The 25,623-nt window shown below is 37.8% G+C and carries 28 protein-coding genes and 1 tRNA gene; 28 read left to right on the top strand and 1 reads right to left on the bottom strand.

The features are described from left to right. Positions 1–85: 85 nt before the first annotated feature. The 3 genes from ACGHIY_RS05260 to ACGHIY_RS05250 are packed head-to-tail and all read left to right on the top strand — an operon-like array spanning position 86 to position 2,533. Positions 86–715: a helix-turn-helix transcriptional regulator gene (locus ACGHIY_RS05260; protein WP_257846458.1), complete on the top strand. Its 630-nt coding sequence runs from the start codon at positions 86–88 to the stop codon at positions 713–715. 10 nt (positions 716–725) lie between these two features. Next, positions 726–1,547 (top strand): pyruvate, water dikinase regulatory protein, encoded by an 822-nt coding sequence (locus ACGHIY_RS05255; RefSeq protein ID WP_005386331.1) that lies wholly within the window; start codon positions 726–728, stop codon positions 1,545–1,547. Then, on the top strand, positions 1,544–2,533 hold the full coding sequence (locus ACGHIY_RS05250; RefSeq protein ID WP_390525334.1) for a deoxyguanosinetriphosphate triphosphohydrolase: 990 nt from the start codon (positions 1,544–1,546) through the stop codon (positions 2,531–2,533). The genes ACGHIY_RS05255 and ACGHIY_RS05250 overlap by 4 nt, the downstream gene beginning before the upstream one ends. Before the next feature lie 105 nt (positions 2,534–2,638). Here the strand turns inward: ACGHIY_RS05250 and rpmB are convergent, their stop codons facing one another. Further along, a complete protein-coding gene (gene rpmB / locus ACGHIY_RS05245; protein ID WP_390525333.1) occupies positions 2,639–2,827 on the bottom strand; it encodes a 50S ribosomal protein L28 in 189 nt (62 codons plus the stop codon). Positions 2,828–3,050: 223 nt separating this feature from the next. On the opposite strand from rpmB, the gene recG reads away from it, so the two are divergent. The 25 genes from recG (at position 3,051) to ACGHIY_RS05120 (ending at position 25,620) form a co-directional block, all read left to right on the top strand. After that, positions 3,051–5,093, top strand: coding sequence for an ATP-dependent DNA helicase RecG (recG, locus tag ACGHIY_RS05240; RefSeq protein ID WP_390525332.1), 2,043 nt, complete (start codon positions 3,051–3,053; stop codon positions 5,091–5,093). Positions 5,094–5,225: 132 nt separating this feature from the next. After that, positions 5,226–5,411, top strand: a complete 186-nt coding sequence (locus ACGHIY_RS05235) for a 4-oxalocrotonate tautomerase (protein WP_390525331.1) — start codon at positions 5,226–5,228, stop codon at positions 5,409–5,411. 76 nt (positions 5,412–5,487) lie between these two features. After that, positions 5,488–6,942 (top strand): IMP dehydrogenase, encoded by a 1,455-nt coding sequence (gene guaB, locus ACGHIY_RS05230; RefSeq protein WP_004696085.1) that lies wholly within the window; start codon positions 5,488–5,490, stop codon positions 6,940–6,942. Positions 6,943–6,957: 15 nt separating this feature from the next. Then, positions 6,958–7,680, top strand: coding sequence for a WecB/TagA/CpsF family glycosyltransferase (locus tag ACGHIY_RS05225; RefSeq protein WP_008714075.1), 723 nt, complete (start codon positions 6,958–6,960; stop codon positions 7,678–7,680). A gap of 14 nt (positions 7,681–7,694) precedes the next feature. Next, on the top strand, positions 7,695–8,336 hold the full coding sequence (locus ACGHIY_RS05220) for a phosphatidylserine decarboxylase family protein (RefSeq protein WP_004696080.1): 642 nt from the start codon (positions 7,695–7,697) through the stop codon (positions 8,334–8,336). After that, on the top strand, positions 8,329–9,000 hold the full coding sequence (pssA, locus tag ACGHIY_RS05215) for a CDP-diacylglycerol--serine O-phosphatidyltransferase (protein ID WP_038125386.1): 672 nt from the start codon (positions 8,329–8,331) through the stop codon (positions 8,998–9,000). The genes ACGHIY_RS05220 and pssA overlap by 8 nt, the downstream gene beginning before the upstream one ends. Before the next feature lie 19 nt (positions 9,001–9,019). After that, a complete protein-coding gene (locus ACGHIY_RS05210) occupies positions 9,020–10,282 on the top strand; it encodes a glycosyltransferase family 2 protein (protein ID WP_004697272.1) in 1,263 nt (420 codons plus the stop codon). Between the two features lie 17 nt (positions 10,283–10,299). Then, positions 10,300–11,061, top strand: coding sequence for a 5'/3'-nucleotidase SurE (gene surE, locus ACGHIY_RS05205; RefSeq protein ID WP_004697320.1), 762 nt, complete (start codon positions 10,300–10,302; stop codon positions 11,059–11,061). A 54-nt stretch (positions 11,062–11,115) separates the two neighbouring features. Next, positions 11,116–11,199, top strand: a tRNA-Leu gene (locus ACGHIY_RS05200). 94 nt (positions 11,200–11,293) lie between these two features. Next, the gene (locus tag ACGHIY_RS05195; RefSeq protein ID WP_008714069.1) at positions 11,294–12,085 is read left to right on the top strand and encodes a hypothetical protein; all 792 of its coding nucleotides are present in this window, start codon (positions 11,294–11,296) and stop codon (positions 12,083–12,085) included. Positions 12,086–12,153: 68 nt separating this feature from the next. Then, complete coding sequence (gene acpS, locus ACGHIY_RS05190; RefSeq protein WP_215675575.1) at positions 12,154–12,525, top strand: holo-ACP synthase; 372 nt, start codon at positions 12,154–12,156, stop codon at positions 12,523–12,525. A 1-nt stretch (position 12,526) separates the two neighbouring features. Beyond that, positions 12,527–14,104, top strand: a complete 1,578-nt coding sequence (locus ACGHIY_RS05185; protein ID WP_215675576.1) for an NAD(P)H-hydrate dehydratase — start codon at positions 12,527–12,529, stop codon at positions 14,102–14,104. Beyond that, positions 14,101–15,045, top strand: a complete 945-nt coding sequence (locus tag ACGHIY_RS05180; RefSeq protein ID WP_390525330.1) for a ComEC/Rec2 family competence protein — start codon at positions 14,101–14,103, stop codon at positions 15,043–15,045. Before ACGHIY_RS05185 ends, ACGHIY_RS05180 begins: the two co-directional genes overlap by 4 nt. 244 nt (positions 15,046–15,289) lie before the next feature. Beyond that, on the top strand, positions 15,290–16,387 hold the full coding sequence (locus ACGHIY_RS05175) for an N-acetylmuramoyl-L-alanine amidase (RefSeq protein WP_390525329.1): 1,098 nt from the start codon (positions 15,290–15,292) through the stop codon (positions 16,385–16,387). Between the two features lie 3 nt (positions 16,388–16,390). After that, entirely contained in the window at positions 16,391–16,951 is a 561-nt protein-coding gene (locus ACGHIY_RS05170) for a GerMN domain-containing protein (RefSeq protein ID WP_004696063.1), read from the top strand. Between the two features lie 112 nt (positions 16,952–17,063). Then, a complete protein-coding gene (thiL, locus tag ACGHIY_RS05165) occupies positions 17,064–18,044 on the top strand; it encodes a thiamine-phosphate kinase (RefSeq protein ID WP_390525328.1) in 981 nt (326 codons plus the stop codon). Then, positions 18,034–18,528, top strand: a complete 495-nt coding sequence (gene tsaE, locus ACGHIY_RS05160; RefSeq protein ID WP_390525327.1) for a tRNA (adenosine(37)-N6)-threonylcarbamoyltransferase complex ATPase subunit type 1 TsaE — start codon at positions 18,034–18,036, stop codon at positions 18,526–18,528. The genes thiL and tsaE overlap by 11 nt, the downstream gene beginning before the upstream one ends. Beyond that, positions 18,512–19,270, top strand: coding sequence for a tRNA (adenosine(37)-N6)-threonylcarbamoyltransferase complex dimerization subunit type 1 TsaB (gene tsaB, locus ACGHIY_RS05155; protein ID WP_390525326.1), 759 nt, complete (start codon positions 18,512–18,514; stop codon positions 19,268–19,270). Before tsaE ends, tsaB begins: the two co-directional genes overlap by 17 nt. Continuing rightward, entirely contained in the window at positions 19,270–19,719 is a 450-nt protein-coding gene (gene rimI / locus ACGHIY_RS05150; protein ID WP_390525325.1) for a ribosomal protein S18-alanine N-acetyltransferase, read from the top strand. The genes tsaB and rimI overlap by 1 nt, the downstream gene beginning before the upstream one ends. Further along, complete coding sequence (gene tsaD, locus ACGHIY_RS05145; RefSeq protein WP_390525324.1) at positions 19,716–20,747, top strand: tRNA (adenosine(37)-N6)-threonylcarbamoyltransferase complex transferase subunit TsaD; 1,032 nt, start codon at positions 19,716–19,718, stop codon at positions 20,745–20,747. The genes rimI and tsaD overlap by 4 nt, the downstream gene beginning before the upstream one ends. 2 nt (positions 20,748–20,749) lie before the next feature. Then, positions 20,750–22,141: a sensor histidine kinase gene (locus ACGHIY_RS05140; protein ID WP_390525323.1), complete on the top strand. Its 1,392-nt coding sequence runs from the start codon at positions 20,750–20,752 to the stop codon at positions 22,139–22,141. Continuing rightward, the gene (locus tag ACGHIY_RS05135) at positions 22,142–22,720 is read left to right on the top strand and encodes an ANTAR domain-containing response regulator (protein ID WP_390525322.1); all 579 of its coding nucleotides are present in this window, start codon (positions 22,142–22,144) and stop codon (positions 22,718–22,720) included. A gap of 131 nt (positions 22,721–22,851) precedes the next feature. Continuing rightward, positions 22,852–23,133 carry a co-chaperone GroES gene (groES, locus tag ACGHIY_RS05130; protein WP_004696047.1) on the top strand — a complete coding sequence of 94 codons (282 nt, stop codon included), beginning with the start codon at positions 22,852–22,854 and terminating at the stop codon, positions 23,131–23,133. A gap of 112 nt (positions 23,134–23,245) precedes the next feature. Further along, positions 23,246–24,871: a chaperonin GroEL gene (gene groL / locus ACGHIY_RS05125; protein WP_004696042.1), complete on the top strand. Its 1,626-nt coding sequence runs from the start codon at positions 23,246–23,248 to the stop codon at positions 24,869–24,871. Positions 24,872–25,203: 332 nt separating this feature from the next. After that, positions 25,204–25,620, top strand: coding sequence for a DoxX family protein (locus ACGHIY_RS05120; protein ID WP_004696040.1), 417 nt, complete (start codon positions 25,204–25,206; stop codon positions 25,618–25,620). The last annotated feature ends 3 nt before the right edge of the window (positions 25,621–25,623 follow it).

The raw sequence follows: 25,623 nt of genomic DNA, 5'->3' as shown, positions 1-25,623 counted from the left end.
TTGAAAGAGGAGGCCCGTTGGTCTCCTCTTTTTCTGAATGGTAACTTAGGATATAATACAAACAGAGATGAAAGGGGGTTACCGTGTGAAACTGTCGAAACGACAAGAACAAATTGCTCAAATCGTTCGTGAAGAAGGACCTGTTACAGGTAGTGCTATTGCTGAACATTTAGAGGTTACACGATCTGCATTGCGTTCAGATTTATCTGTTTTAACTATGCTAGGTGTTTTAGATGCACGTCCTAATGTAGGTTATTACTATGTGGGGCTTTCAAAGGAAACACAAACAGCAGAGCGATTAAAATCATTTCTGGTAAGTGATGTATTATCTCAAGCCGTCGTAGTCAATGGGGATACAAGTTTGTATGACACGATTGTTACTATATTTACTGAAGATGTAGGGACTATTCTAGTGTGTGATGATTCCTATTTAGTAGGTGTAGTATCTCGTAAGGACTTGTTGCGTGCCTCTATGGGGCAAACAGATTCACATACCATGCCTATATCTATGATTATGACCCCTGTTAGTAAGGTAATAACTGTGGAGCCTACCGATACATTAGTAGAGGCTGCACAGAAGATGATAGAATATGAGGTGGATTGTTTACCTGTTGTCGTTCGCGAGGATGTGGAGAATAAGAAGCGCCTAAAGGTTGTGGGCCGCGTATCTAAAACAACGGTGACAAAAGTATTTTTAGAATGTAGCATACATTGAGGTTGATAGAATGGCAGAAAAAATTATTTATGCAATATCGGACTCCCTTGGGGAGACCGCAGAGGCTGTAGCAAGAGCTACGGCGAGTCAATATGATAAGGAACAAATTGAAATTGTTCGTATCCCTTATATTGATAGTGAAAGCCAAATTGATGAAGTTATAGCAGATGCAAAACGTGGTAATCATGTTATTTGTCATACCATCGTATCTGAGACTTTACGTAAATATCTTCATGAAAAAGTGGCGGAATACAATATTCCTGCTGTAGATATTATGGGCCCAGTTCTCGATGCTGTAGGTACTGTTGCATCCACAAAGCCTCGTATGACAGCAGGTATGGTTCATAAGCTTGACCAAGAATACTTCAAAAAGGTAGAAGCCATTGAATTTGCCGTAAAATATGACGATGGTAAAAATCCATCTGGCTTTGAAAAGGCCGATGTAGTTATTATTGGTGTATCTAGAACAAGTAAGACACCATTGTCTATGTTCTTGGCGTATAAAAAGATTAAAGCTGCCAATTTGCCATTAGTACCTGAGGTACCATTACCAGAGGAATTATTTAAAATTCCAGCAAAAAAAATCGTGGGCCTTATCATTGACCCATTCAAATTAAATAATATTCGTAGTGAACGTTTGCGTGCTATCGGTCTTGAAGATGAAGCAAATTATGCTTCTATTGAGCGTATTCAATCTGAATTAGAATATGCAAAAGCTATTATGCGTCGCTTACATTGCCAAGTGCTAGATGTTTCTAATAAATCTATCGAAGAAACAGCATCTCTAGTTATGCAATTGATTGATAAAAACCGTGCATCGGAGGGTAAATGAATATACGGGAACAAATAGAGGAGAGGGAGGCATTACTCCTCTCTCCTTATGCTGCAAAAAGCCGTGATGCCATCCGTGATTTAGAGGAAGCTCCTGATCCTCTTAGAACTGCATTCCAACGAGATCGGGATCGCATTATTCATAGTAAATGTTTTAGACGGTTAAAACATAAAACACAAGTTTATATTGCGCCAGGTGATCATTATCGTACGCGTATGACTCATACTCTCGAGGTTGGTCAAATTGGGCGTACAGTGGCTCGTGCATTGCGACTCAATGAAGATTTAGTGGAAGCTATTGCCATGGGGCATGATGTGGGTCATACGCCATTTGGTCATGTTGGAGAATATGCGTTGCGTGATATGGTAGGTCATTTTAATCATAATGAACAAAGTTTGCGCATGGTAGAGGTTCTTGAAAAGCATGGTGACCAACAAGGTCTCAATCTAACGACTGCTGTGCGGGATGGTATTTTAGGCCATACGGGCGCTACAATTCCTGTTACCTTAGAAGGACAAATTATTCGTATTGTAGATCGTATTGCCTATTTGTGTCATGATTTTGATGATGCTCAACGGGCAGGAATGTTGACCGCTGAGGAATTGCCCTTTGAAGTGCGCGAGCATTTTGGAATGACTCCATCTAGTATGATTACAGCCATGGTTGAAGATATGGTGCGAGAGTCTTTAGATAAACCTGTTATTTCTATGTCTACAGATATAGAGATGACCATGAATCTATTCCGTCAATTTATGTTTAAAAATGTTTATTTGGCGCCGGCTTTAATTCCAGATCGAAATAAGGCATCTCATGTGGTGAAAAACTTATTTACTCACTTTATGGAACATCCTGACGATATGGAGGGCTGTGAAAGTACAAGAGAGTTTTATTCTACCCGTGATGTGGTGGATTATGTAGCAGGCTTAACAGATCAATATGCTATTAAGCTATTTAAACAGTATTACATTCCAAATATTACCTTGTAACTTTTAGTAATAGGTACATAGATAACAAAAAAAGCAGTTAGTTCAAATGAACTAACTGCTTTTTTTGGGGCTCTAGAACCCCAAAGAGTACATGTACTTTTTATTTTACGCGCGTGTAATTTTATTAGAACGAAGGCAGCGAGTGCATACGTTTACTTTTTTAGTAGCACCGTCTACAACCACCCGTACTCTTTGAATGTTCGGTTTCCAAGTTTTTCTTGTGCGAATGTGAGAGTGACTCACGTTCATACCGCTAGATGTGGATTTGCCACATACTTCGCAAAGGTTTGCCATAGTTTCCACCTCCAAGCTTAATCTATAACATAACAAAAGTATATTATCATAAAGAGTAGCGTAAAGCAAGTGTTTTTATCGTACATATTGCTCTTTTTATGAAATATACTACAATATAAGGTATACTATATATCGTATTCTATGATATGAGTGGGCTTTTACACAAGGATATACAGAAATTGGATATATTTCATGTGTTTATCGTATATTTAAAGGAGTTTCTATGGATGAACGGTTGACGACCATAAAGGGGATAGGTCCTGGTCGAGAGAAACAATTACATAAGTTGGGAATTATCAATATAACATCCTTGTTAACGTATTTCCCAAGAACCTATGAAGACCGCCGTACGATTTATAGAATTGGTGATTTAAAATCTGGCATGACTGGTGGCGTGGTTGGGAATGTTATTGCTGTACAAGAAAAACGCCCTCGTCCCCGATTGTCTATTTTAGAAGTAGTCATTGTAGATGGTACAGGTCCTTTAAAGATTGTGCTATTTAACCAAGGGTATAAGAAAAACTTTTATAAAAAAGGGCAGCATCTATATGCGTATGGTAAAGCAGAATTCCAATATGGGTCTATGCAAATGAATACACCCCAAATAGAAAATTTGGGAGACGGTGGAGAACCTGATCGGGGTATCGTTCCCATTTATGCTCTTGCAGATGGGGTATCTCAATTTGTGGTGCGCTCATCGGTACGTAATTGGTTTGCAGCTAATCATGAATTGCCAGAGATTTTGCCTGCTGAAGTTCGTGAAGTACATCAATATATGACTCGTTATGATGCATTTAAAATGATGCATTTCCCAGAGTCTTCAGAGCGATATGAAGAGGCTCGTTATCAATTGGCCTATGAAGAGTTGTTCGTCATGCAAGCTGGTTTAGCTTTGTTGCGAAATAAAGAACAATGCCATAGAGGGTCTAAAATGGGACCAAATGGGGAACTAATGGCTCAGTGTATAGAGAATTTACCGTTTTCTTTAACAGGTGATCAACAACGAGCGTTAGAGGATATTCGTATTGATATGGAAGATGAACGACCTATGCAACGTTTGTTGCAAGGAGATGTAGGCTCTGGTAAAACTATTGTGGCTACCTTGAGTTTATTAAAAGCCATTGAAAATGGGTATCAGGGGGCATTGATGGCCCCTACGGAGATTCTAGCGGCTCAACATTACGAAGGGATACGAACTGTATGTGCTAATTTAGGTATTACCATAGAATTATTAACGGGATCCTCTACGAAAAAAGAGAAAGAATGCATCTATGAGGGCTTAGCAGATGGCAGAATCCAAATGATTATTGGAACGCATGCTCTTATCCAAGAGGGGGTTAATTTCCATAATTTAGGCCTTGTTATCATTGATGAGCAACATCGCTTTGGTGTAGATCAACGGGCGAGATTGCAACAGAAGGGAACATATCCTCATGTACTTATCATGACGGCTACACCAATCCCTCGTACCATGACATTATCCGTATATGGAGATTTAGCAGTATCTTTAATTAAAGAAATGCCACCAGGGCGAAAACCTGTTAAAACATATGCTGTAGATAGTTCTTATAAAGAGAGATTACGCACTTTCTTTGGTAAGGAAATGGCGGAAGGGCGTCAGGTCTACGTGGTGTGCCCTCTTGTAGAAGAATCCGAAAAATTAGACTTGCAAGCTGCTGAGGAATTGTATCTAGAATTAAAAGAGTACTTTTATAAGGCCTATGAAGTGGGCCTCGTTCACGGTCGTATGAAGCCGAGTGAAAAAGATGAAGTGATGAATGCCTTCCATAGGGGTGAAATTTTATTACTTGTTTCCACAACAGTTATAGAAGTGGGTGTTAATGTGCCAAATGCGACCATTATGTGCGTTGAAGGGGCAGAACGATTTGGCCTGTCTCAGCTACATCAGCTGCGGGGCCGTGTAGGTCGTGGCGCTCATCAGTCCTATTGCATTCTTGTTAGTGATTCTAAAAATGATGTAAGTCAAGAGCGTTTAAAGTTGATGGAACAAATCCAGGATGGATTTGAGCTTGCAGAGCAAGATTTATTGATTCGTGGATCTGGTCAATTGTTTGGATTAGCTCAATCAGGACTACCTGATTTGCGCGTTGCTAATATCATCAAAGATATTGAGATTTTAGTAAAGGCTCGCAAGGATGTGCTAGATTTTGCAAATCAATTCGGAATAGAAAAATTAGAATCTATCATGAAAGAAGAATTAGAAAAAAGATTTGGTGAAAAATTTCTAAGAATATTGTATAATTAAGAGGTAGGATTAATAAGTATATAAGCATCGATAATATTAGATTTTATCTGGTTTTTTTCCTTGTTTATATGTCCTTCATACCGTATAATAGAACAAACAATTTATTTCATTTTTTCATCTATGGAGGTTAATATGCCAATTATTCATGTAGAGCTCGTCGAAGGGCGTACAAAAGAACAAAAGAAACAATTAGGTGAAGCAATTACAAAGGCTGCGGTTGATATCGTAAATGTTCCTGCTGATGCAGTAAAAGTTATCTTCGTAGATATGAAAAAAGACGATTATATGGAAGGCGGCATTTTGCGGTCTGAATGCTAAGGCTACGACTGACCGCCTAGTCCATAGGGACTAGGCGGGTCGTAGTTTTGTTTTATTATACGGAAAGGAAAGAAATATGAGAGACGATAAATTCGGTATGCGTGGACTAACTTTTGATGATGTATTATTAATACCAGCAGCTTCGGATATACTGCCTAATCAAGTAGAGTTAAAAACTCAATTAACTCGTGATATTACATTAAATATTCCTATGATTAGTTCTGGGATGGATACGGTTACTGAATCACGGATGGCGATTGCAATGGCTCGTGAAGGAGGTCTTGGCGTTATCCACAAAAATATGTCTATTGAAGAGCAAGCTCATGAAGTTGACAAGGTAAAACGCTCTGAACACGGTGTTATCGTTGATCCTATTTTCTTAAGCCCTCAAAATTTACTATCCGATGCAGCAGAACTTATGGAAAAATATAAAATTTCTGGTGTACCTATCACAGAACATGGTAAACTAGTAGGGATCATTACAAATCGCGATATGCGTTTTGAAACTGATTTAAGCCGACAAATTGGGGAATGTATGACAAAAGATTCCCTAGTTACTGCACCGGAAGGTACATCTCTTGAAGCGGCGAAAGCTATCTTAAGCGAACATCGTATTGAAAAATTACCTCTTGTAGATGGCGACGGTAACTTAAAAGGCTTAATTACGATTAAAGATATTGAAAAAGCGACTAAATATCCAAATGCAGCAAAGGATGGTAGTGGCCGATTATTAGTTGGTGCTGCAGTAGGTGTTTCTCAAGATTTGTATGATAGACTTGATGCGCTTGTATCTGCTAAAGCTGACGTAATTATTGTTGATACTGCCCATGGGCATTCTGCAGGTGTTCTTCGTACGTTGAAGGACATTAAACAAGCGTATCCTCACATTCCTGTAATTGCAGGTAATGTGGCAACTGCAGCAGGCACTGAGGCTCTTATCGAAGCCGGAGCTGATGCAGTTAAGGTTGGTATAGGACCTGGTTCTATTTGTACAACTCGTGTCATTGCTGGCATTGGGGTACCTCAAATCACAGCAGTCTATGAGTCTGCTCAAGTGGGGCGTCGCTATGGAGTTCCTATCATTGCTGATGGGGGGATTAAATATTCTGGAGATATTGCTAAAGCTATTGCGGCTGGTGCTAATGTAGTTATGATGGGTAATATTTTAGCGGGTACTGATGAAAGCCCTGGAGAAACAGTGATTTATCAAGGCCGTTCTTATAAAGTATATCGAGGCATGGGTAGTCTAGGGGCTATGAAACTCGGTAGTAAAGATCGATATTTCCAAACAGAAGCTAAGAAATTAGTTCCTGAAGGTATAGAAGGTCGTGTACCATATAAAGGTATGCTGGCCGATACAATTTTCCAAATGGTTGGTGGTTTGCGTGCAAGTATGGGGTATTGTGGATGTCATAACATCCAAGAAATGATTGAAAACACTCAATTCATTCAAATTACAGCGGCTGGTTTGAAAGAAAGTCATCCGCATGATGTAAGCATTACCGTTGAAGCACCAAATTATAGTGGTTGATAATGGAGTATTACATTGAATAAACGTATTTCTGTTTTATCTGTGCCTATCGATTGTGTCACAATGGATGAGGCAGTCCAACGTATTTTACAATTAACTGAACAGCCGGGGCTACATTTAGTAGCAACGGCTAATGCAGAAATGGTTATGTTGGCTAATGAAAATCCTACATTGCACTCCATATTGAATAATGCTAGTCTCGTCGTTCCCGATGGGGCTGGCATTTTGTGGGCTGCAGAGCGTCAAGGAGAACATGTGCCTGAACGCGTAACAGGTGTAGACGTAACTATGGAATTGTTTAAAGTTGCGGCGACTCATCAAATTCCTGTATACTGCTTGGGGGCGGCACCTGGTGTTGCTCAACGAGCGATTGGTAATGTATCTGCTCAGGTAGGTGCATTAAATATAGCAGGAATTCATGACGGATTCTTTGATAGTGCAGAGGAACAAGAAATCATTAAATCTATAGCTGAATCTAAGGCAAAATTGGTATTTGTTGCCTTAGGTGTGCCAAAGCAAGAACAATGGATTGCAGAAAAGTTGAGTCACCTCGATGGCGTAGTTGCCATTGGAATTGGTGGTTCCTTTGATGTCTTGGCAGGTAATATTCCTCGGGCCCCAGAATGGATGCAACGAAATCGACTTGAATGGTTGTATCGATTATATTTAGAACCTCAACGGATTGGCCGTATGTTGGCTATTCCAAAGTTTATGTGGACCGTTATTAGAAATAAATAGAGGAGTGTTGAATCGTGCCTACAGGACCAATAATTAAGGAAGGGTTTCCTCTGATAGGAGCTATGCTCATTATCACTGTGGTGTTAGGATATTTAGGACATTATGTAATTGCGATTATTTCATTTATTCTGGCATTATTTTTCGTCAATTTCTTTAGAAATCCTAAACGTGTAATCCCTCAAGATCCAGATTTGATTTTATCCCCAGCGGACGGTAAAATCATGGATATTTCTGATGTATACGAAGATATTTACTTACATAAAGAGTGTAAAAAAGTAACTATTTTCTTATCTGTTTTTGACGTGCATGCTAATCGTGCGCCTATTGATGGTAAAATTACGTACCGTCACTATACGATGGGTAGTTTCCTACCAGCATTCAAAGATGATGTAGGTTTTGAAAATGAACGTCATACTATTTGTATTGAAAATGATCGTACTTCCGTATTAGTAACGCAAATTGCGGGCCTTTTAGCAAGACGTATCGTATCTTGGACAGACCTAGATAGTGTACTTGAACGCGGTCAGTTGTACGGGATGATTAAGTTCGGTTCCTGTACTGAGCTCTATATGGATAAGGATGTAGAGTTGTTCGTGGAAAAAGGTCAACATATTACAGGCGGTGATACTGTTATCGGGAGGTTACGACATGAATAAATCTATTATTCCAAATTTATTTACTAGTGCAAATTTAGCATTTGGTGTTCTTGGTATTACGTTGTCTGCTACAAATAATACCTTCTGCGCAGCTATATGTATATTATTGTCTCTAGTAGCAGATGGGTTAGATGGTCGTGTAGCAAGAGCTTTAAACGTTGCAGGACCAATGGGCCGGGAACTTGATTCTCTGTCTGATGTAGTGGGATTTGGTGTAGCGCCTGCCTATATGCTTTATATGAAAGAATTAAATGGTTTAGGATGGATTGCATATGTGCCACTATTAGCTTTTGCAGTGCTTGGTGCATTTCGTTTAGCGCGATTTAATATTAAAACTGACGAAGTTCATGGCTATTTTGAAGGTTTACCAATTCCAGCCGCTGGATGTTTAGCGGCGACTTACGTATTGTGTGGCGTATCGGTACCTCAATTTGTGTTGGTAGTTTGTATGATTGGTATAGGTCTCCTTATGGTTAGTGAAGTTAAATATCCCGATTTTAAAGGTAAAAGTGAGATTTATATCAATAAACTTTCTATTGTACTCACAGCCATATTTGTTGTAGCTTGTCTCGTGTATGATTGGCATACATGGGCCGTTATGATTTTTGCTGGCTATGTAATGTTTGGACTTATTAACGGGGCTTTAAATATAGTGCGTAAATAGATGTGTGGAGGAGAATAGTATGAATTACCTACTGGATCTATTACTGATTCCTATGCAGGTAATAATCGTAATTTATACGGTTTATTATTTTATACTCGCTGTCGTAGGTATGTGGCGATCGCGAGTACATAAAAATTATACCCCTAAAAATTCCTTTGCCATCGTTGTATGCGCTCATAATGAGGAAGCTGTTGTTGGTGAGTTAGTTAAAAACTTACGTGGCCTAGATTATCCAGATGATCTGTACGATATTTTTGTAGTTGCCGATAACTGTACAGATAAGACTGCGGAAGTAGCAAGTGCTGCTGGCGCTAATGTACATGTACGTGAAAATAAACAAGAAATAGGTAAAGGTTATGCCATGGGGTGGATGTTTGATCGGGTAGAACAAATGGATCGGAAATATGATGCATTTCTGATTTTTGATGCCGATAATTTAGTACATCCTCAATTTATGTTAGAAATGAATGATCATCTTGAAAAAGGTGAGTCTGTAATTCAAGGTTACTTGAACTCTAAAAATCCAACTGACTCTTGGGTAGCCGGTACGTTCTCTATCGCCTTTTGGATGGTTAACCATATGTGGCATTTAGCAAAATATCGTCTTGGATTATCTACGGCCTTAGGTGGTACAGGCATGTGTATTCGTACATCTATTATTCGCGAATACGGTTGGGATTGCAATAGCTTAACCGAAGATATGGAATTTTCCATGAAACTATTGACTCATGGTATCCGTACTTGTTGGGGGCATGATGCTATCGTATATGATGAAAAGGTTACGACTATGATGGCTTCTTGCAGACAGCGTTTACGATGGGCTCAGGGGCAATTTGACTGTGCGGGTCGATATATTCCTAAATTATTTGCTATTGGTATCAAAACAGGGAATATTATGATTTTGGATGGTATATTCCAAGTGAGTCAACCTTATTTCTTATTGTTGACAACCGTATACTTGGTGTTATCCTACATCAATGCGTATACTCCAATTTATACAAATATTTTGTATCAAATTATGCCTATGTCTGTATGGACAATTATAGGTGTTGGTCAATATCTATTCCCATTAATTGTATTGTTGAAAATCAAGGTACCACCAAAGATTTGGTTCTACTATTTACTATATCCATTATTTGTTTACTCTTGGATTCCAGTAAATATTTTAGGGTGGTTCCGCCGTCATAATAAGGTATGGTCTCATACAGTCCATACGAGAGCTGTGGGCTTAGATGATGTTAAATTAACACGTATGGGCAATATGAATAAGAATGAAAAATAGAATCTGTAGGAGTGACTATGCATATTTTAATGTGTAATGACGATGGCATTTTAGCAGATGGTTTACGTCATCTTGCATCGTATTTAAGTCAATATTATAGAATTACCGTTGTAGCACCTGCTAATGAGCAAAGTGCTAAATCCCATGCATTGACAACCGAGGTTCCATTGAAATTAGATGCTTGCAATGGCGAGGATGAAAATCCTCGCCTTTATGCTCTAACGGGAACGCCGTCCGATTGCATGAAGTTCGGTCTCAGTTATTTATTGACTGATGATATGCCAGATCTTGTAATTTCTGGAATTAATCATGGATTTAATTTAGGCTCTGATGTATTGTATTCCGGCACTGTTTCGGCAGCTATGGAAAGTGGGTTTTACGGTATTCCCGGTTTAGCATTATCTGTTGAGAGATATTCTGTTGAACGGGGAGACGAGATGCATCCATTTATACATGAATTGATTGAGAAAATTTATGTGGCGGGCCAGTTTAGCGGTTTACTAAATGTGAACTTCCCATTACGTGGTACATGTGATTGGGACCATTTTAAAATGGTGAGCCAAGGCTTACAAACCTACAGTAATATTATCGAAGCTCGCATTAATTCAAGAGGACAGGATTATTATTGGTTAGCTGGTGAGCTAGACTATGGTGCTGAAAGTGTTCCTACAGATGTAGAATTTGCCCGTAAAGGCTATATTACAGGTGTCGCACTCACATGGAAACAACAATGTGATACGGATATGAAAAGGGTTCAAAATATTTTAGATGAAATATAAAAAATATGTTGACATTGCTTAGGGATGTCTGTATAATAACAAATGTTCCGATACGCCGGAGTGGCGGAATGGCAGACGCACTTGACTCAAAATCAAGCGGGTAACACCGTGTGGGTTCAAGTCCCACCTCCGGCACCAACATTAGGCGGTAAGACTTTTGTCTTACCGCCTATTTTTATATTTATGAATTTATATACTATAATATACATTATTAATTTCATGAGGTGACAGTATGGATCAAGGTGTAATTGATTATATTACAAATATCTTTGATATTCCTAAACTTACTCAACAGGTTAGCTCTGTACAGATGCCATTGCCATTATCTCGCTTGGCAGAAATACCATTAGATGGATCTGTAAATCAGTGCCAAGGATTTTGTTATAATTCTAAAAAAGACGTTTTTGCTTTAGCTTGTATTAATTCAGATAATACGAAGCAAATTATTTATGAAATTAATCCAAAAACTTTTACTGTTGTTGCAAAATATGAGTATAGTTATAAAAGTTTATTAGGTCATATGAATACCTTAACTTATAATTCTGTCAATAATCGTTACTATACAACAAATGCTGTTGTAAATGGATATAACCTTACTCCTATTGAAGCGGATAGCATGATTGTTGAAGCACCGATTAAACTAAAAGAGAAAGTTTTTAATTTTGCATATGATAAAGTACGCAATGAATATGTATCAATTGTGCCTTTAACAAACTCTGAACGGACAATTAATTATTACGACTCCAATTTTAATCGTATTCGTTCTTATAAAATTGATGCTAACCATACAAACTTAAATAATAACGGTGCTTACGCAACTAATGGAAATACTTTATTTACAACGTTGACAACCTTTGTATACGTCGATGAAGAGGGAGTTGTTAAAAATATTAGCCCTTATGCTTCTGGAATGGAAGTAGAAGACATGGATTGTCGAAATGGTCAAATGTATATGGCGGTCAATCGCAAAGGTAAAGTTGAAATTTATAGTTTGTCTAGCCTACCATTTTCGGTAAATGTCTAGATACTACTTATGTTTTAATCCCCTTTATGAGTGTATAATAATAGTATTAGAGTATTTTAGGAGCTATTATGAAATTAGGGAATGATATTATAGAGATTGACCGTATACGTCAAGCTATAGAGAAATCAAGTTCATTTAAAGTGCGCGTTTATACGATTCATGAGATTGAATATTGTAAAAGTCGGAATAAAGGATGCTACGAATCCTTTGCAGGTATATATGCTGCAAAAGAGGCTTTTATTAAAGCTTTAGGTACAGGGATGAGGCATGGATCATGGCAAGATATAGAGATTTATCATGATGAATGGGGCGCACCCTTAATTCGTTTACAAGATACTTTCAAAGATATTTACGAAACATCAGGTTATACTGATATTCATGTATCGATTAGTCATTGCAAGGATTATGCAATAAGTACAGTTATACTTGAAGGAGCATAAGATGAATATTTTAACTACAGAAGATGCTCGATTTATAGATCGAGAGGTTCCTAAGCAATTAGGAATTTCTTTAGAAATCCTCATGGAAAATGCTGGACGTGGTATCGTAGATGCCTTATGGGGAGAGTACGATTTATTTTCCCTGAATAATGGCCGTTCCATAAATAGTTTTGTTTTATTTATATGTGGTACGGGTAATAATGGGGCAGATGGCCTTGTAGCGGCTCGCCATTTTATGGAGCAAGGCGTACCAGTACAAATTGTACTAGTGGGAAATACAAACAAATGTAGTGATCTTTTTGCAGTGCAAATTGAGCGCTGCAAAGCTATGGGATGTATCATCGATATGTATGATGAATTCAATGATTGGTCCAACGTAGCCATCGCTGTGGAAGGCATCATGGGAACGGGCTTTACTGGAAGGTTAAGAGAGGTGACCATCGATATATTGAATGATATTGATACTATGCGTAGTCAGTATAATTTTGATTTGTGGGCTATTGATGTACCTGCAGGTTTGGATGCTACTACTGGTCATGTAGCAGAAGGCACACTGACCTATGATTATACTGTTACTTTTGGAGCTATCAAACAAGGTTTGTTATTATATCCCGGAAAGGCTATAGGAGGAACCGCTGTGGTTGCTCCATTGGGTGCTCCTTGGCAGCAGGTACTGGGTGAACGTGTTAGAACTATAACCATTGATTCTGATTTAGCCGAAAAAATTATCAACTATCGTACCCCAATGGCGCATAAAGGTGTCAATGGAAACACTTTAATTATTGGTGGTTCAAATGATATGATAGGAGCCCCTATTTTGGCTGCTGAAGCGGCAGTTCATAGTGGTGCTGGTAAAGTAACATTAGCTGTACCCAAAATAATTAAACAGATTGTACAAAGCCGTGTCATACCTGAGGTGATGGTTACTTCCACAGAGCCTAATAAAGAACTTTTTGATTGTCGCCAAGTTGTTGCTATGGGACCTGGTTTAGGTCGCACCCGTGAAATCTGTGATTTAGTGGATCATATCTTAGAAGCTTACGAAGGAGCATTAGTACTAGATGCTGATGCTTTGTATGCATTGGGACATGTTGGTTGTGTTAATAAAGATGCTTTGCGAGATGGTGATATTGAGTCTGCATATACAGTGGAAAGAGAACTTCCATATTGTGTCATGACACCGCATTTAGGTGAATTTAGTAGACTTATTGATTTATCTATTAAATGGATTGAGCGTCATTATATCACGTTGGCTAGAGAATTTGCTAAGGCTCATCAAGTTATTCTTGTACTAAAAGGAATTCCTTCAATTGTGGCATTACCTGATGGAACGGTGTATGTAAATACTATCGGTAATGCGGGCATGGGTACTGGCGGTATGGGAGATGTACTGACTGGTGTAATTGCTGGTTTTATAAGTCAGGGTTATTCACTACAAGATAGTGCTGTTCTCGGTGTATATGTACATAGTCGTAGTGCAGATATTCTGAATGAAACAAAGAGTTGGGGTTATACTCCGAGTGATGTCAGTGCTTCTTTAGGCTTCGTGGTTAGTGAATTATTGGGAGATTATGAATGACAAATAGAATACAACGCTTTATAGCTTTCTTGTTAATATTATGTATTCCTATCTTCGCCATTGCAGGCTGCACAAATAATGATGTAGCAAACGCAGCAAATCAAGTAACTACTAACGCTAATGGGACTTACTCAATCGATACTAAAACGACTACCCCTGAAGGTAAGCTAGATGTATATATGCTAGATATTGGTCAGGGGGATGCTATATTACTTAAGGTAGGTGATGAGTATAGCATGATCGATACTGGTGACATAGAGCATCGTGAAAATATTGTAGCTCAACTTAAAACTATGGGTGTAACAAAGTTAAAAAATATTATTATCACGCATCCTCATGCTGATCATATGGGTGGTTTCTATGCTATTGCAAAGGCTATGCCTATTGAACATGTATATGATGATGGTATTGCCGTTGATAATAATATGTACAAAACTTATGAAAAGTGGATTGAGAAAAATAAAATTCAACGAATTACTTTGAGAAGTGGAGATGTAGTTGATTTTGGACATGGTGCTGTCTTTGTAGTATATGCTCCTTGGGTTGAACCTTTAACTGATAAAAAAGGAGAGACAGATCTTAATAATAATTCTATTGTAGGTAAATTAATCTTTGGTAAATTTTCTATGCTCTTCACGGGTGATGCTGAATGGCAAGAAGAGAAAAAACTTATAAAAGAGCAGAATTCCAGATTGTTTGCTCGTATTCTTAAGGTAGGTCATCACGGTTCACGTACAAGTAGCTCTGAAGATTTTTTGAAATCTATTAAGCCTGAAAGTGCATTAATTTCAAATGGCATGTATAATAAGTATGGTCATCCTCACGATGTGACATTACGTCGCTTGCAGGAAAATAATATTGCTATTTACCGTACAGATACGATGGGACGTATTCATATTAGTACGGATGGGAATGAATGGCAAATTACAACTGAACGTTAGTTTTGATTACTTATACAAAAAATTATTTTTATGAAACTGTTTTTGTGTATTCTGTATAAGGTCTTTATATAGTAATATGTGTAATCGGCATACTAATCTTCATGTTTGTATGAAATAATCTATTTATAATCTAACATTAGTTTATGGATAGATTGGAACGATGAGATTTTGATAGATAAAAATATCATCGACTCATCTCTATGGTTTGGACACTATGTATGTCAGTTAGATTGGAGTGAATGTATTGCGTAAACTATTTTTAATGTGCCTTGCAGTCTTGATGGCGATACCTTTATTATTGACTCAAGCAAAGGCAGCTAATTTGGAAGATGCTCGATGGGTGACTAGAACAGATGCACCTGTACCATATGTTCGTATTGTTATGGACTTATCGGCACCTATAAAGGCATCTGCATCAATTAGCAAAGATGGGAAAACTACGACTGTTACTTTAAAGAATACAAAGCTAAAGACGGCTAAAGAGAACATTTCTATGGACTCAGCTATTGCTAGCTCTGCTAAACTTTCACAAGATGGCAGAGACGTTAAAGTAACAATCAAGACACCTTCATCTATTGATACTAGTGATGTAAAGGTTTTTTCCTTGAAAAAAGATACGGTTAATAAGAAACCGTATCGTATCGTTGTTGATGTTCAGAAAAAAGGTGCTGTAGCTAAGCCTGCTTACTATGGTAAAAAGCCATCTCAATCTGCGCATCCAGCAAAAAATGTACCTACAGGATCTGGTAAATACTCTACTAGCGGTGGTTTATCTGGCAAAACAATTACTATTGACCCAGGACATGGTGGTAGTGATTCTGGTGCTATTGGACCTCACGGTGTACAAGAGAAAAACATTACACTACCGATTTCCATATATTTGAAAAAATCTCTAGAAAATCGTGGTGCTAAAGTGCTTATGACTCGTACTACCGATGTAGATGTATATGGCCCTAATGCAAGCGGTGTTGATGAATTGGGGGCTCGTGTTAACGTGGCTAACCGTAGTAATTCTGATGCTCTTGTAAGCGTTCATATCAACGCATTTAATAATCCTAGCGTTGGTGGTATTGCAACATATTACTATAGCAAAACCGGTAACGATGCTCGATTAGCACAAAAGGTACAATCTCAAATTGCTAACACACCTGGTTTCAATGGTGATCGTGGCATTCAAGAAGGTAACTTATACGTGTTGAGACATTCTAATATGCCTGCAATTCTTGTAGAGCTTGGTTTTATTTCTAACCCTAATGAGGAACGTGTGCTACAATCTCCTCAAACTCAAGAAGACTTTGCTAACCGCATTGCAAATGGTATTGCTAATTACTTTGGAGGTTAATCGATGAAATTACGTAAACAAGTTCTATCGATTCTCTGTGTAGGTATGCTGGCATTTGTAGTGGGTTGTACACATGAACAAGCTCCTACAACAGGTAAAAGTGAACCTACGCAAGAGACGAAAGTCAATAAGGATGCAGAAACAAGTAAAGTATCTCAAGAAAAGGTTAAGATGGCCTTCTTTGTTCCTACAGAGGATGGTTCTGGGGTAAAACAAACTACCGTTGAGATAGAGGCGAATAAAGTTACGCCTAAAGCAGCTCTTTTAGCAATGTTAAATGCCGATAGAGCACAAAAATACCCAGTCTTCTCTAAGGATATTGAAATTACATCTGTTACTGTAAAAGATGGTATTGCTTCTGTTGAAGTAAATGATGCATTCGTAAAGGGTAATGGCGGAGACTTAACTGTTAAATTACAAATGGCTGCTATTGTAAATACATTGACATCCTTTGATAATATTAATGGTGTTCTATTTGTCAATAATGGTAAAAAGGTGCCAACTGTAGGTTCCTTTGATACTAAAGAACCTGTTAAGAGAATGACGAATCTAATTAAAAAATAATTCTTTTAAAGACATTTATAGCAGATAGTTGTTATATCAACTATCTGCTATTTTTGTTGTCTTTTATATATGTTACAATACAATAAGTAATAAACGGAAACTAGGTGATCAGATGCAATTAAAAGATGTAGGGGAATTTAATTTTATTCGCCAAATACAAGATAACACAATATATAACCCTAATACTGTAGTGTATGGTATTGGTGATGATTGTGCTATTTATAAAGCAGAACAAAATACAGAGCAATTGATAAGCACTGACACAATGGTGGAAGGTGTTCATTTTAGCTTTCACTATATGATGCCCTATGATGTTGGGTATCGCCTTATGACGGCTAATTTAAGTGATGTTGCGGCTATGGGTGGCATTCCTAGACAAATTGTATTATCTGTAGCCGTACCAGACCATGTTGATACAGTCATTCTTGATGAAATTTATAGGGGAATTAAAGATCAATGTATGCGATATCAACTCAATATATTGGGTGGAGATACTGTACGTACAGAAGGGCCCATGGTTTGGACTGTAACAATTATCGGAGAGGTTCCTAAAGGCACTGCGGTTATGCGAAGTGGTGCGAAAGTAGGAGATGTTGTAGGTGTTACAAACTATGTAGGTTATGCAGCCACAGGCTTAGGAGCGTTATCATATAATTTAGTAGGCTATGATATGACCAAAGTGGGGCATCAACGTCCCGAACCACAGATTGAATTGGGGCAAAAATTGCGACGACTTGGTATCCATAGTATGAATGATATTAGCGATGGACTAGGAAGTGAATTGAATGAAATCGCTGTAGCTAGTAATGTTTCCATTGTATTTGAAGAACAAGCAATCCCTCTACACGAGGAGACTTACGAATTAGCTAAGTATTTACAAACTAATCCAGTAGATTATGCTTTGTATGGTGGAGAAGACTTTCAGTTAGTCTTTACGGCGCCAAAATCGCTACTTTCGGAATTGGAAAAGCTATCAGGCATTACGTTGATTGGAGAAGTTTTATCTGGCCCACCACGGGTTCAAATGGTAACACCTGATAAAAGGATTAAGACTGTAGAAGCGAAAGGATATAATCATTTTCATGAAGGATAAGGTACAGGTTCATTTAAAGACTTATACAGTAGAAGATACACAACAATTTGGTAAATTATTAGGTGCATGGGTTAAACAGAATGGGGACCCTCTTTGTATAGCACTAGTTGGTGACTTGGGGACAGGAAAAACACATTTGTCGCAAGGAATTGCAAAGGGATTTGGAGTTACTGAAGAAATTACGAGTCCTACCTTTGCCATCATGAATACCTATGATGTGAATCGAACTCATTTATATCATTTTGACGTATATCGCTTGGAAGATATTAGTGAACTGGAAAATATTGGCTTTTATGAGTATACAGAAGATTGCGTATCCATTGTAGAATGGGCTGATAAATTTCCTCATGAATTTCCTGATGAAACACTATGGATTTATTTAACGAGCATTGATGATACAAGCCGATCCATTACATTAGTTAGTGATTACCTTACAGCGGATGATTTAGTAGAAATAGGAGGCCCATATGTGGTTGGGAATTGAGACGAGCTCACTTGTGTCGAGTGTGGCTTTAATGGATGAAAGTTGCCTAATTGGGGAATTGACCATTCAAGCTGGATTGACTCATTCTGAGCAGTTGGTACCTCATATTGATATGTTATTACGAGCCTCTCAAGTTAAAAAAAGTGAATTAAAAGGTATTATGGTTAGTATTGGGCCTGGTTCTTTTACAGGGCTACGGATTGGTATGGGGACAGCCAAAGCTATGGCTTATGCCTTACAAATTCCTTTATATGGTGTAATGACCATGGATAGTTTAGCTCGTAATGTAGCTTATACAGACCGCACGATTTGTACTATTATCGATGCTCAGAAAAAACATGTTTATGCAGGTATCTACAAATATGATGGTAATGAACTAGTCTGCAAAGAAGAACCTTTTGTTATTGCTGCTAATGATTTATTAGATCGACTCCGAGCATCTGAAGAGCATGTTGTATTCCTTGGGGATGGCGTTAAGCGAATAGAGAAGCTACTAGATGAAAGTGATACAAATTTAACGATTTTAGATATATCGAAACGTATTCCAAAAGCTAGTTCTTTATTACTGGCTGGCCGTAGATTCGTAGTCTCTGAAGAGAGTTCTGACCCTATGGATATGGTTCCTTATTATATTCGACGGTCAGAAGCAGAAGTGTTATGGGAAGAACGCCATAAGGATAATCCTGAAATGTTGAACCAAAATCCTGCAGTTATAGTTACTGAGGCAGCGGGAGTCGAATAATGGAGATTCGTTTGGCTACAATAGATGATGCTCAAGCTATCTATGCTATTGAACAACAGTCTTTTTCTGTTCCTTGGAGTTTAGAATCTGTTCTCGTTGAGTTAGAAGGGGCATCAAATAAATTATATATGGTAATTTGTGAGGAGAACAAAATTGTTGGATATGCAGGTGCTTGGCTTGTATACGATGAAGGTCAAATCACGAATATCGCTATTATTCCTTCCGCACGAGGTAAGGGATATGGATCAAAACTTACCAAGCAATTAATAGATGAATGTCTTACGAGAGGTATGAAAGAAATTTTCTTAGAGGTGCGCATATCTAATTTAGCAGCATTGGCTATGTATAGAAATTTAGGATTTTCTGTAAAAGGAATTCGTAAAGATTATTATTCAGAGCCTACGGAAGATGCTTATATTATGTCTCTCGTTTCAGAGGAAATAAAATGAGTATATACACATTAGCCTTGGAAAGTAGCTGTGATGAAACTTCTGCTTCTGTCCTTAAGGACGGGCGCACCGTTTTGTCTAATGTTATTTCAAGCCAAGTACCAATACATAGAAAATTTGGTGGCGTTGTACCTGAAATTGCATCACGTCATCATATAGAACAAGTTATACCTGTTATAGATCAAGCATTACGTGATGCGAATGTGACTCTACAAGATATCAATCATATTGGTGTTACGTATGGGCCAGGTCTTGTAGGGGCTTTATTAGTTGGTGTAGCTGCTGCAAAAGGGTTATCCTTTGCTACAGGGATTCCCTTGGTGCCAGTGCACCATATGGAAGGTCATATTTTTGCTAACTTTTTAGCTAATCCAGAACTGGAGCCTCCGTTTTTAAGTCTTGTTGTATCTGGTGGTCACACTATGTTAGTACATGTAAAAGGATATGAAGATTTTGATGTTCTTGGTCAAACACGAGATGACGCAGCTGGCGAGGCTTTTGATAAGATTGCACGGGTTATGGGATTCCCTTATCCAGGGGGCCCTCATATCGATGCCCTTGCCGCTGAAGGGAATTCAGAGGCTATTGAATTTCCAAAGGCTTTAAGTGAACCAGGTAATTTTGAATTTAGCTTTAGTGGTTTGAAATCCGCAGTTTTAAACTATTTAAATAGTAAGCAACAAAAGAATGAGCCTATCAATCAAGCTGATGTGGCCGCATCGTTTCAAAAGGCCATCGTAGATGTTTTAGTAGAAAAGACGAAAGATGCTGCACATACTTTAGGTGAAAGTCGTATTACTATTGCTGGCGGTGTATCAGCTAATAAAGGATTACAAGAGGCTTTAGAAGCTATGTGTGTAGAAGAAGGCTTTACTTATTACAAACCACATAAAATATTGTCTACTGACAATGCAGCCATGATTGGATGTCGAGCTTATTATATGGCGCAGGCCGGAAAATTTGGCGATTTAACATTGAATGCAAAGCCCAGTGTTGAAATTGGATACGTATCTTGGAAAGAGGATTAATCGTGGATATTGGTCAAGATATTTTAAATAGAACACCATTAGGACCATTACAAACCTCATTACTTGAGCATATTAGTAAACTCATATCCTTTGGCGAGTCTTTAACTCGTCAAAGGATACAGATTTTTACACCCCTACTAGAGACAGGACAAGGTGAGAGATCACAACAATGTGCAGATATGCTATGTATAGAACGCAGTGATCAAGGGATTACTACACGTCAATTAAAAGGCAGTCATACGTGGTATGCTATGATGAAAGATGGTCAACCACTTATCGGGTTAGATGACAAACAGCGTCAATATGTCTTTCCTATCGTAGACAACGGAGGTCGTATTATTGGGGGTATATCTTTTACATTATCACCATCTATTAAGGCAGAACAATATGAGCAAGAATACGTTTTGTCTGATACGATGCAACGTCTTATGCTGACAGCTACTGATGAACAAATATTGTCTTACGAACCCATGTCCTATTTTGATGGTTTAATTATTTTCGACGACACTTATAAAATACTGTATGCTAACGATGCAGCTATGAAGTTAGTAGATGTATTAGGCTTTGATCGTCGCTTGGTAGGTTCATCAATTTTTAGCAGTACCTTAAAGATGTCCGCTATACAGCAAGTATTATTAGATAGAAGTATACGTACAAATGAAGAAATCTATCAAGATATGGTAATTCGTCAGCACATGATTCCTATTGCTATGGGGCGCAATGAAACAAGGTGCTTTTTAGTTCTTCATGATTGTACTCGTGAAAGTAAACAGCAACAAGAATTATTGGTTAAAAATTCCATTATCAAAGAGGTTCATCACCGTGTAAAAAATAACTTACAAACTGTAGCAGGGTTATTGCGTATGGAGGCGAGACGCTCTAGCTTGCCAGATGTAAAGCAAGCACTCCAAGAGGGGATTAATCGCATCGAGAGCATGGCTCTAGTTCACGATATAGTGTCTCATTACGATGAGGATTATATTGGTATACGATCAATTTACGATGAATTATGTCGTTTGTTGCGTATAAGTATGGTGCGACAAGACCAAGAGGTTACTTTTACTTACAGTGGCGAAGATATGCTAATTTCTTCTCATATGGCAAGTTATGTATCTCTTATTATTAATGAATTAATTACGAACAGCTTAGAACATGGGTTAGATGGGAATCGTGGAAATGTTCATCTAGCAGTTACTGATGTAGGTAGCACAATTAAACTATCTTTTACAGATGATGGAAAAGGATTGCCTAGTGATTTCTCTGTTTCTTCTAATAAACGGTTAGGTTTAACAATTATTAATAATTTAGTTACTCATGAATTAAAAGGAAGTTTATCAATAGAAAATACTGGAACAGGTGTATTGGTGACGATATATATGAAAAAGGAGGCATAAATGCGCGTTTTAATCGTGGATGATGAATCCCTAATACGTATGGATTTACGAGATATTATTGAGTCTTGTTGTCATGAAGTCGTTGCAGAAGGTACAAATGGTGTTGAAGCTTTAGCACTTTGTAAAAAATATAAGCCAGATATTATATTGATGGATGTTAAGATGCCAGAATTAGATGGTATTGAGGCGGCACGTCAAATTGGCTTTCACCATGAAGCACCTGTAGTATTATTAACAAGTTATAGCCAGCAAGATTTAATCGATAAGGCTCGAGATTCTGGTGTATATGGCTATTTAATTAAACCAGTACGGGAGGAACAGTTAGTTCCTACCCTAGAGATGGCTTTAGGCCGCTATAAAAGTGATGCTCAGTTGCGCGAAAAGATGGCTGAGCTAGAACAGTCATTAGAAGATCGTAAAATCATTCAAAAGGGAACTGGTATATTAATGGAACTATATTCTATATCTGAAGTGGAAGCGTATAATCGGATCCGCACTTTAAGTATGAATAAACAAATATCTATTATAGAAACATGTAATCTCATCATTAAACAGTCTAATAAGTCAAATAATATCTAAAAAGTCAAAAAATCAAAATTAGTACTTGCAATTATTTTAACTTAGGTTATAATAATACTTGTGATTAGCACTCAATGAGTTAGAGTGCTAATAAATTATGGAGATTAACTAGTAAAAAGGAGTGACATTATATGTTAAAACCATTAGCTGACCGCGTTCTTATCCGTCTAGAAGCAAAAGAAGAAAAAACTAAAAGTGGTATCTTCCTTCCTGATACAGCTAAAGAAAAGCCTCAAGAAGGTGTAGTTGTAGCTGTAGGTGCTGGTAAAGTATATGACAATGGTCAACGTGTAGCTCCAGAAGTTAAAGTTGGCGACACTGTTATGTTTGCAAAATATGCTGGTAGCGAATTAGAAATCGATGGCGCTACTCATTTGATTATTAGCGAACGCGATATTTTAGCAGTATTATAATCGCTGATTTATAGTCTGTATGACTATAAAAACTGATGATACATTTTATATTGCTTAAGGGCACATATATTTCGTTACATTGGATAGTGTTACTATTTAGGAGGTAATACATATGGCAAAAGAAATCTTGTTTAATGAAGAAGCTCGTCGCGCTTTAGGCCGTGGCGTCGATCAATTAGCAAATGCTGTAAAAGTTACATTAGGTCCAAAAGGTCGTAATGTTGTGTTGGATAAAAAATTTGGTTCCCCAACAATTACAAATGATGGTGTAACCATTGCTCGCGATATTGAACTTCCAGATCCATTTGAAAACATGGGGGCTCAATTAGTAAAAGAAGTTGCTACTAAAACTAACGACGTAGCAGGTGATGGTACTACTACCGCAACAGTATTGGCGCAAGCTATGATTCAAGAAGGTATGCGCAATGTAGCAGCCGGTGCAAACCCAATGATTTTGAAAAAAGGCATTGAAACAGCAGTAAAAACTTTGGTTGAAGAAATTAAAAAACGCTCTATCAAAGTTTCTGGTAAAGCTGAAATTGCTCAAGTTGCAAGCGTATCCGCTGCTGATGAAGAAATCGGTGGTTTAATTGCTGAAGCTATGGAAAAGGTTGGTAATGACGGTGTTATTACTGTTGAAGAATCCAAAGGTTTGCAAACTGCATTAAATGTAGTAGAAGGTATGCAATTTGATCGTGGTTACATTTCCCCTTATATGGTAACTGACCCTGATCGTATGGAAGCCGTTATGGATAACCCATATATCTTGATCACTGATCGTAAAATCAGTGCCATCGCAGACATGTTGCCAACACTTGAAAAAGTAGTAAAAGTAGGCAAAGAACTTCTTATTATCGCTGAAGATGTAGAAGGGGAAGCATTGGCTACATTAGTAGTAAACCGTTTGCGTGGTACATTCAAAGCTGTAGCCGTTAAAGCTCCTGGCTTTGGTGATCGTCGTAAAGCTATGCTTGAAGATATCGCTATCTTAACAGGCGGTACTGTTATTACTGAAGATATGGGTCGTAAGCTTGATTCTGTAGAGCTTGAAGATCTTGGTACAGCTCGTCAAGTTCGCATCACTAAAGATGAAACTACAATCATCGATGGCGCAGGTGATAAAGATGTAATTGCTAAACGCGTTAACCAAATCCGTGCACAAGTTGAAGAAACATCTTCTGATTTCGACCGTGAAAAATTACAAGAACGTCTAGCTAAATTGTCCGGTGGTGTTGCAGTTATCGAAGTAGGTGCTGCTACGGAAGTTGAAATGAAAGATAAGAAACTTCGCATTGAAGATGCATTGAATGCAACTCGTGCAGCTGTTGAAGAAGGTATTGTAGCTGGTGGTGGTACTACATTCATCGATATCATCCCTGCATTGAATACATTGGAAGCTACTGGTGACGTTCAAACTGGTATTAATCTTGTAAAACGCGCTGTAGAAGAACCACTTCGTCAAATTGCATACAACGCTGGTCTCGAAGGTTCTGTAGTAGTAGAAAAAGTTAAAAATACTGAAGCTGGTGTAGGTTTCAATGCCTTGACTGAAGAATACATCGATATGGTTAAAGCTGGTATTGTTGACCCTGCAAAAGTTACTCGTTCTGCCCTTCAAAATGCCGCATCTATCGCATCTCTTGTATTAACTACTGAAACAATCGTAGCTGATAAGGTAGATGAAAATGCAGCAGTTCCTGCAATGCCTCCAATGGGTGGTATGGGCGGTATGATGTAATCAGCTGCTTAGAATTAATTTTATAAGAAACATAATAATCCTAATGAATTGTGAATTACATTTTTCATATTCATTAGGATTATTTTTTACTGATAAATTAATCTATTGTAAGGGTGTAATATTTTAAATTTCAAATTTCAAAAAAACTATGATTGTATTTAAGCTGACTATATTATGTTGATTACATCGATAAAATTGATTTTGTATACAATGTATGATATAATTCTATAGAATTTAATAGTGAGTCTTATTGACATAGTTATTCTCTAATAGTATAATTAGTGTATCGAATTTATTCGATTTATTATATTTGAATTGAAAGAAGGATCACTATGTTGAACTTTATTTTTAAAAGTAAACCTAATTATGTAAACTTTGGCTTATTGATTTATCGCCTTGCATTGGGCATTTCCATGTTTTATCATGGTTATTTAAAATGGCTTAGCGGAGCTGAAGGGCTCTACAAAGTAGGGACTATGTTAGCACCTTTAGGCGTATCCGGTGGTTATGAGATGCTAGGCACTATGGCAGCACTTGCAGAAATGATTGGTGGTATTCTCATTGCAGTAGGATTATTTACACGTATTGGTGCTATTCTAGTTGTAGGTACTTTAGCAACTGCGACTATTGTGAGTTTGAATGGTAGTTTCTTTAGCTGGGACTACCCATCTCAATTAGGCTTTGGTGCACTTATGTTATTCTTTGCTGGTGCTGGTCGCTTTAGTTTAGATAAAGCTTTATTTAAATAATTA

The sequence above is a fragment of the Veillonella parvula genome (genome assembly GCF_042850485.1).
Taxonomy (GTDB): Bacteria; Bacillota; Negativicutes; order Veillonellales; family Veillonellaceae; genus Veillonella; species Veillonella parvula_Q.
The sequence above is the reverse complement of the archived record's forward strand: the minus strand, read 5'-3'. Positions and strand labels throughout refer to the sequence as shown.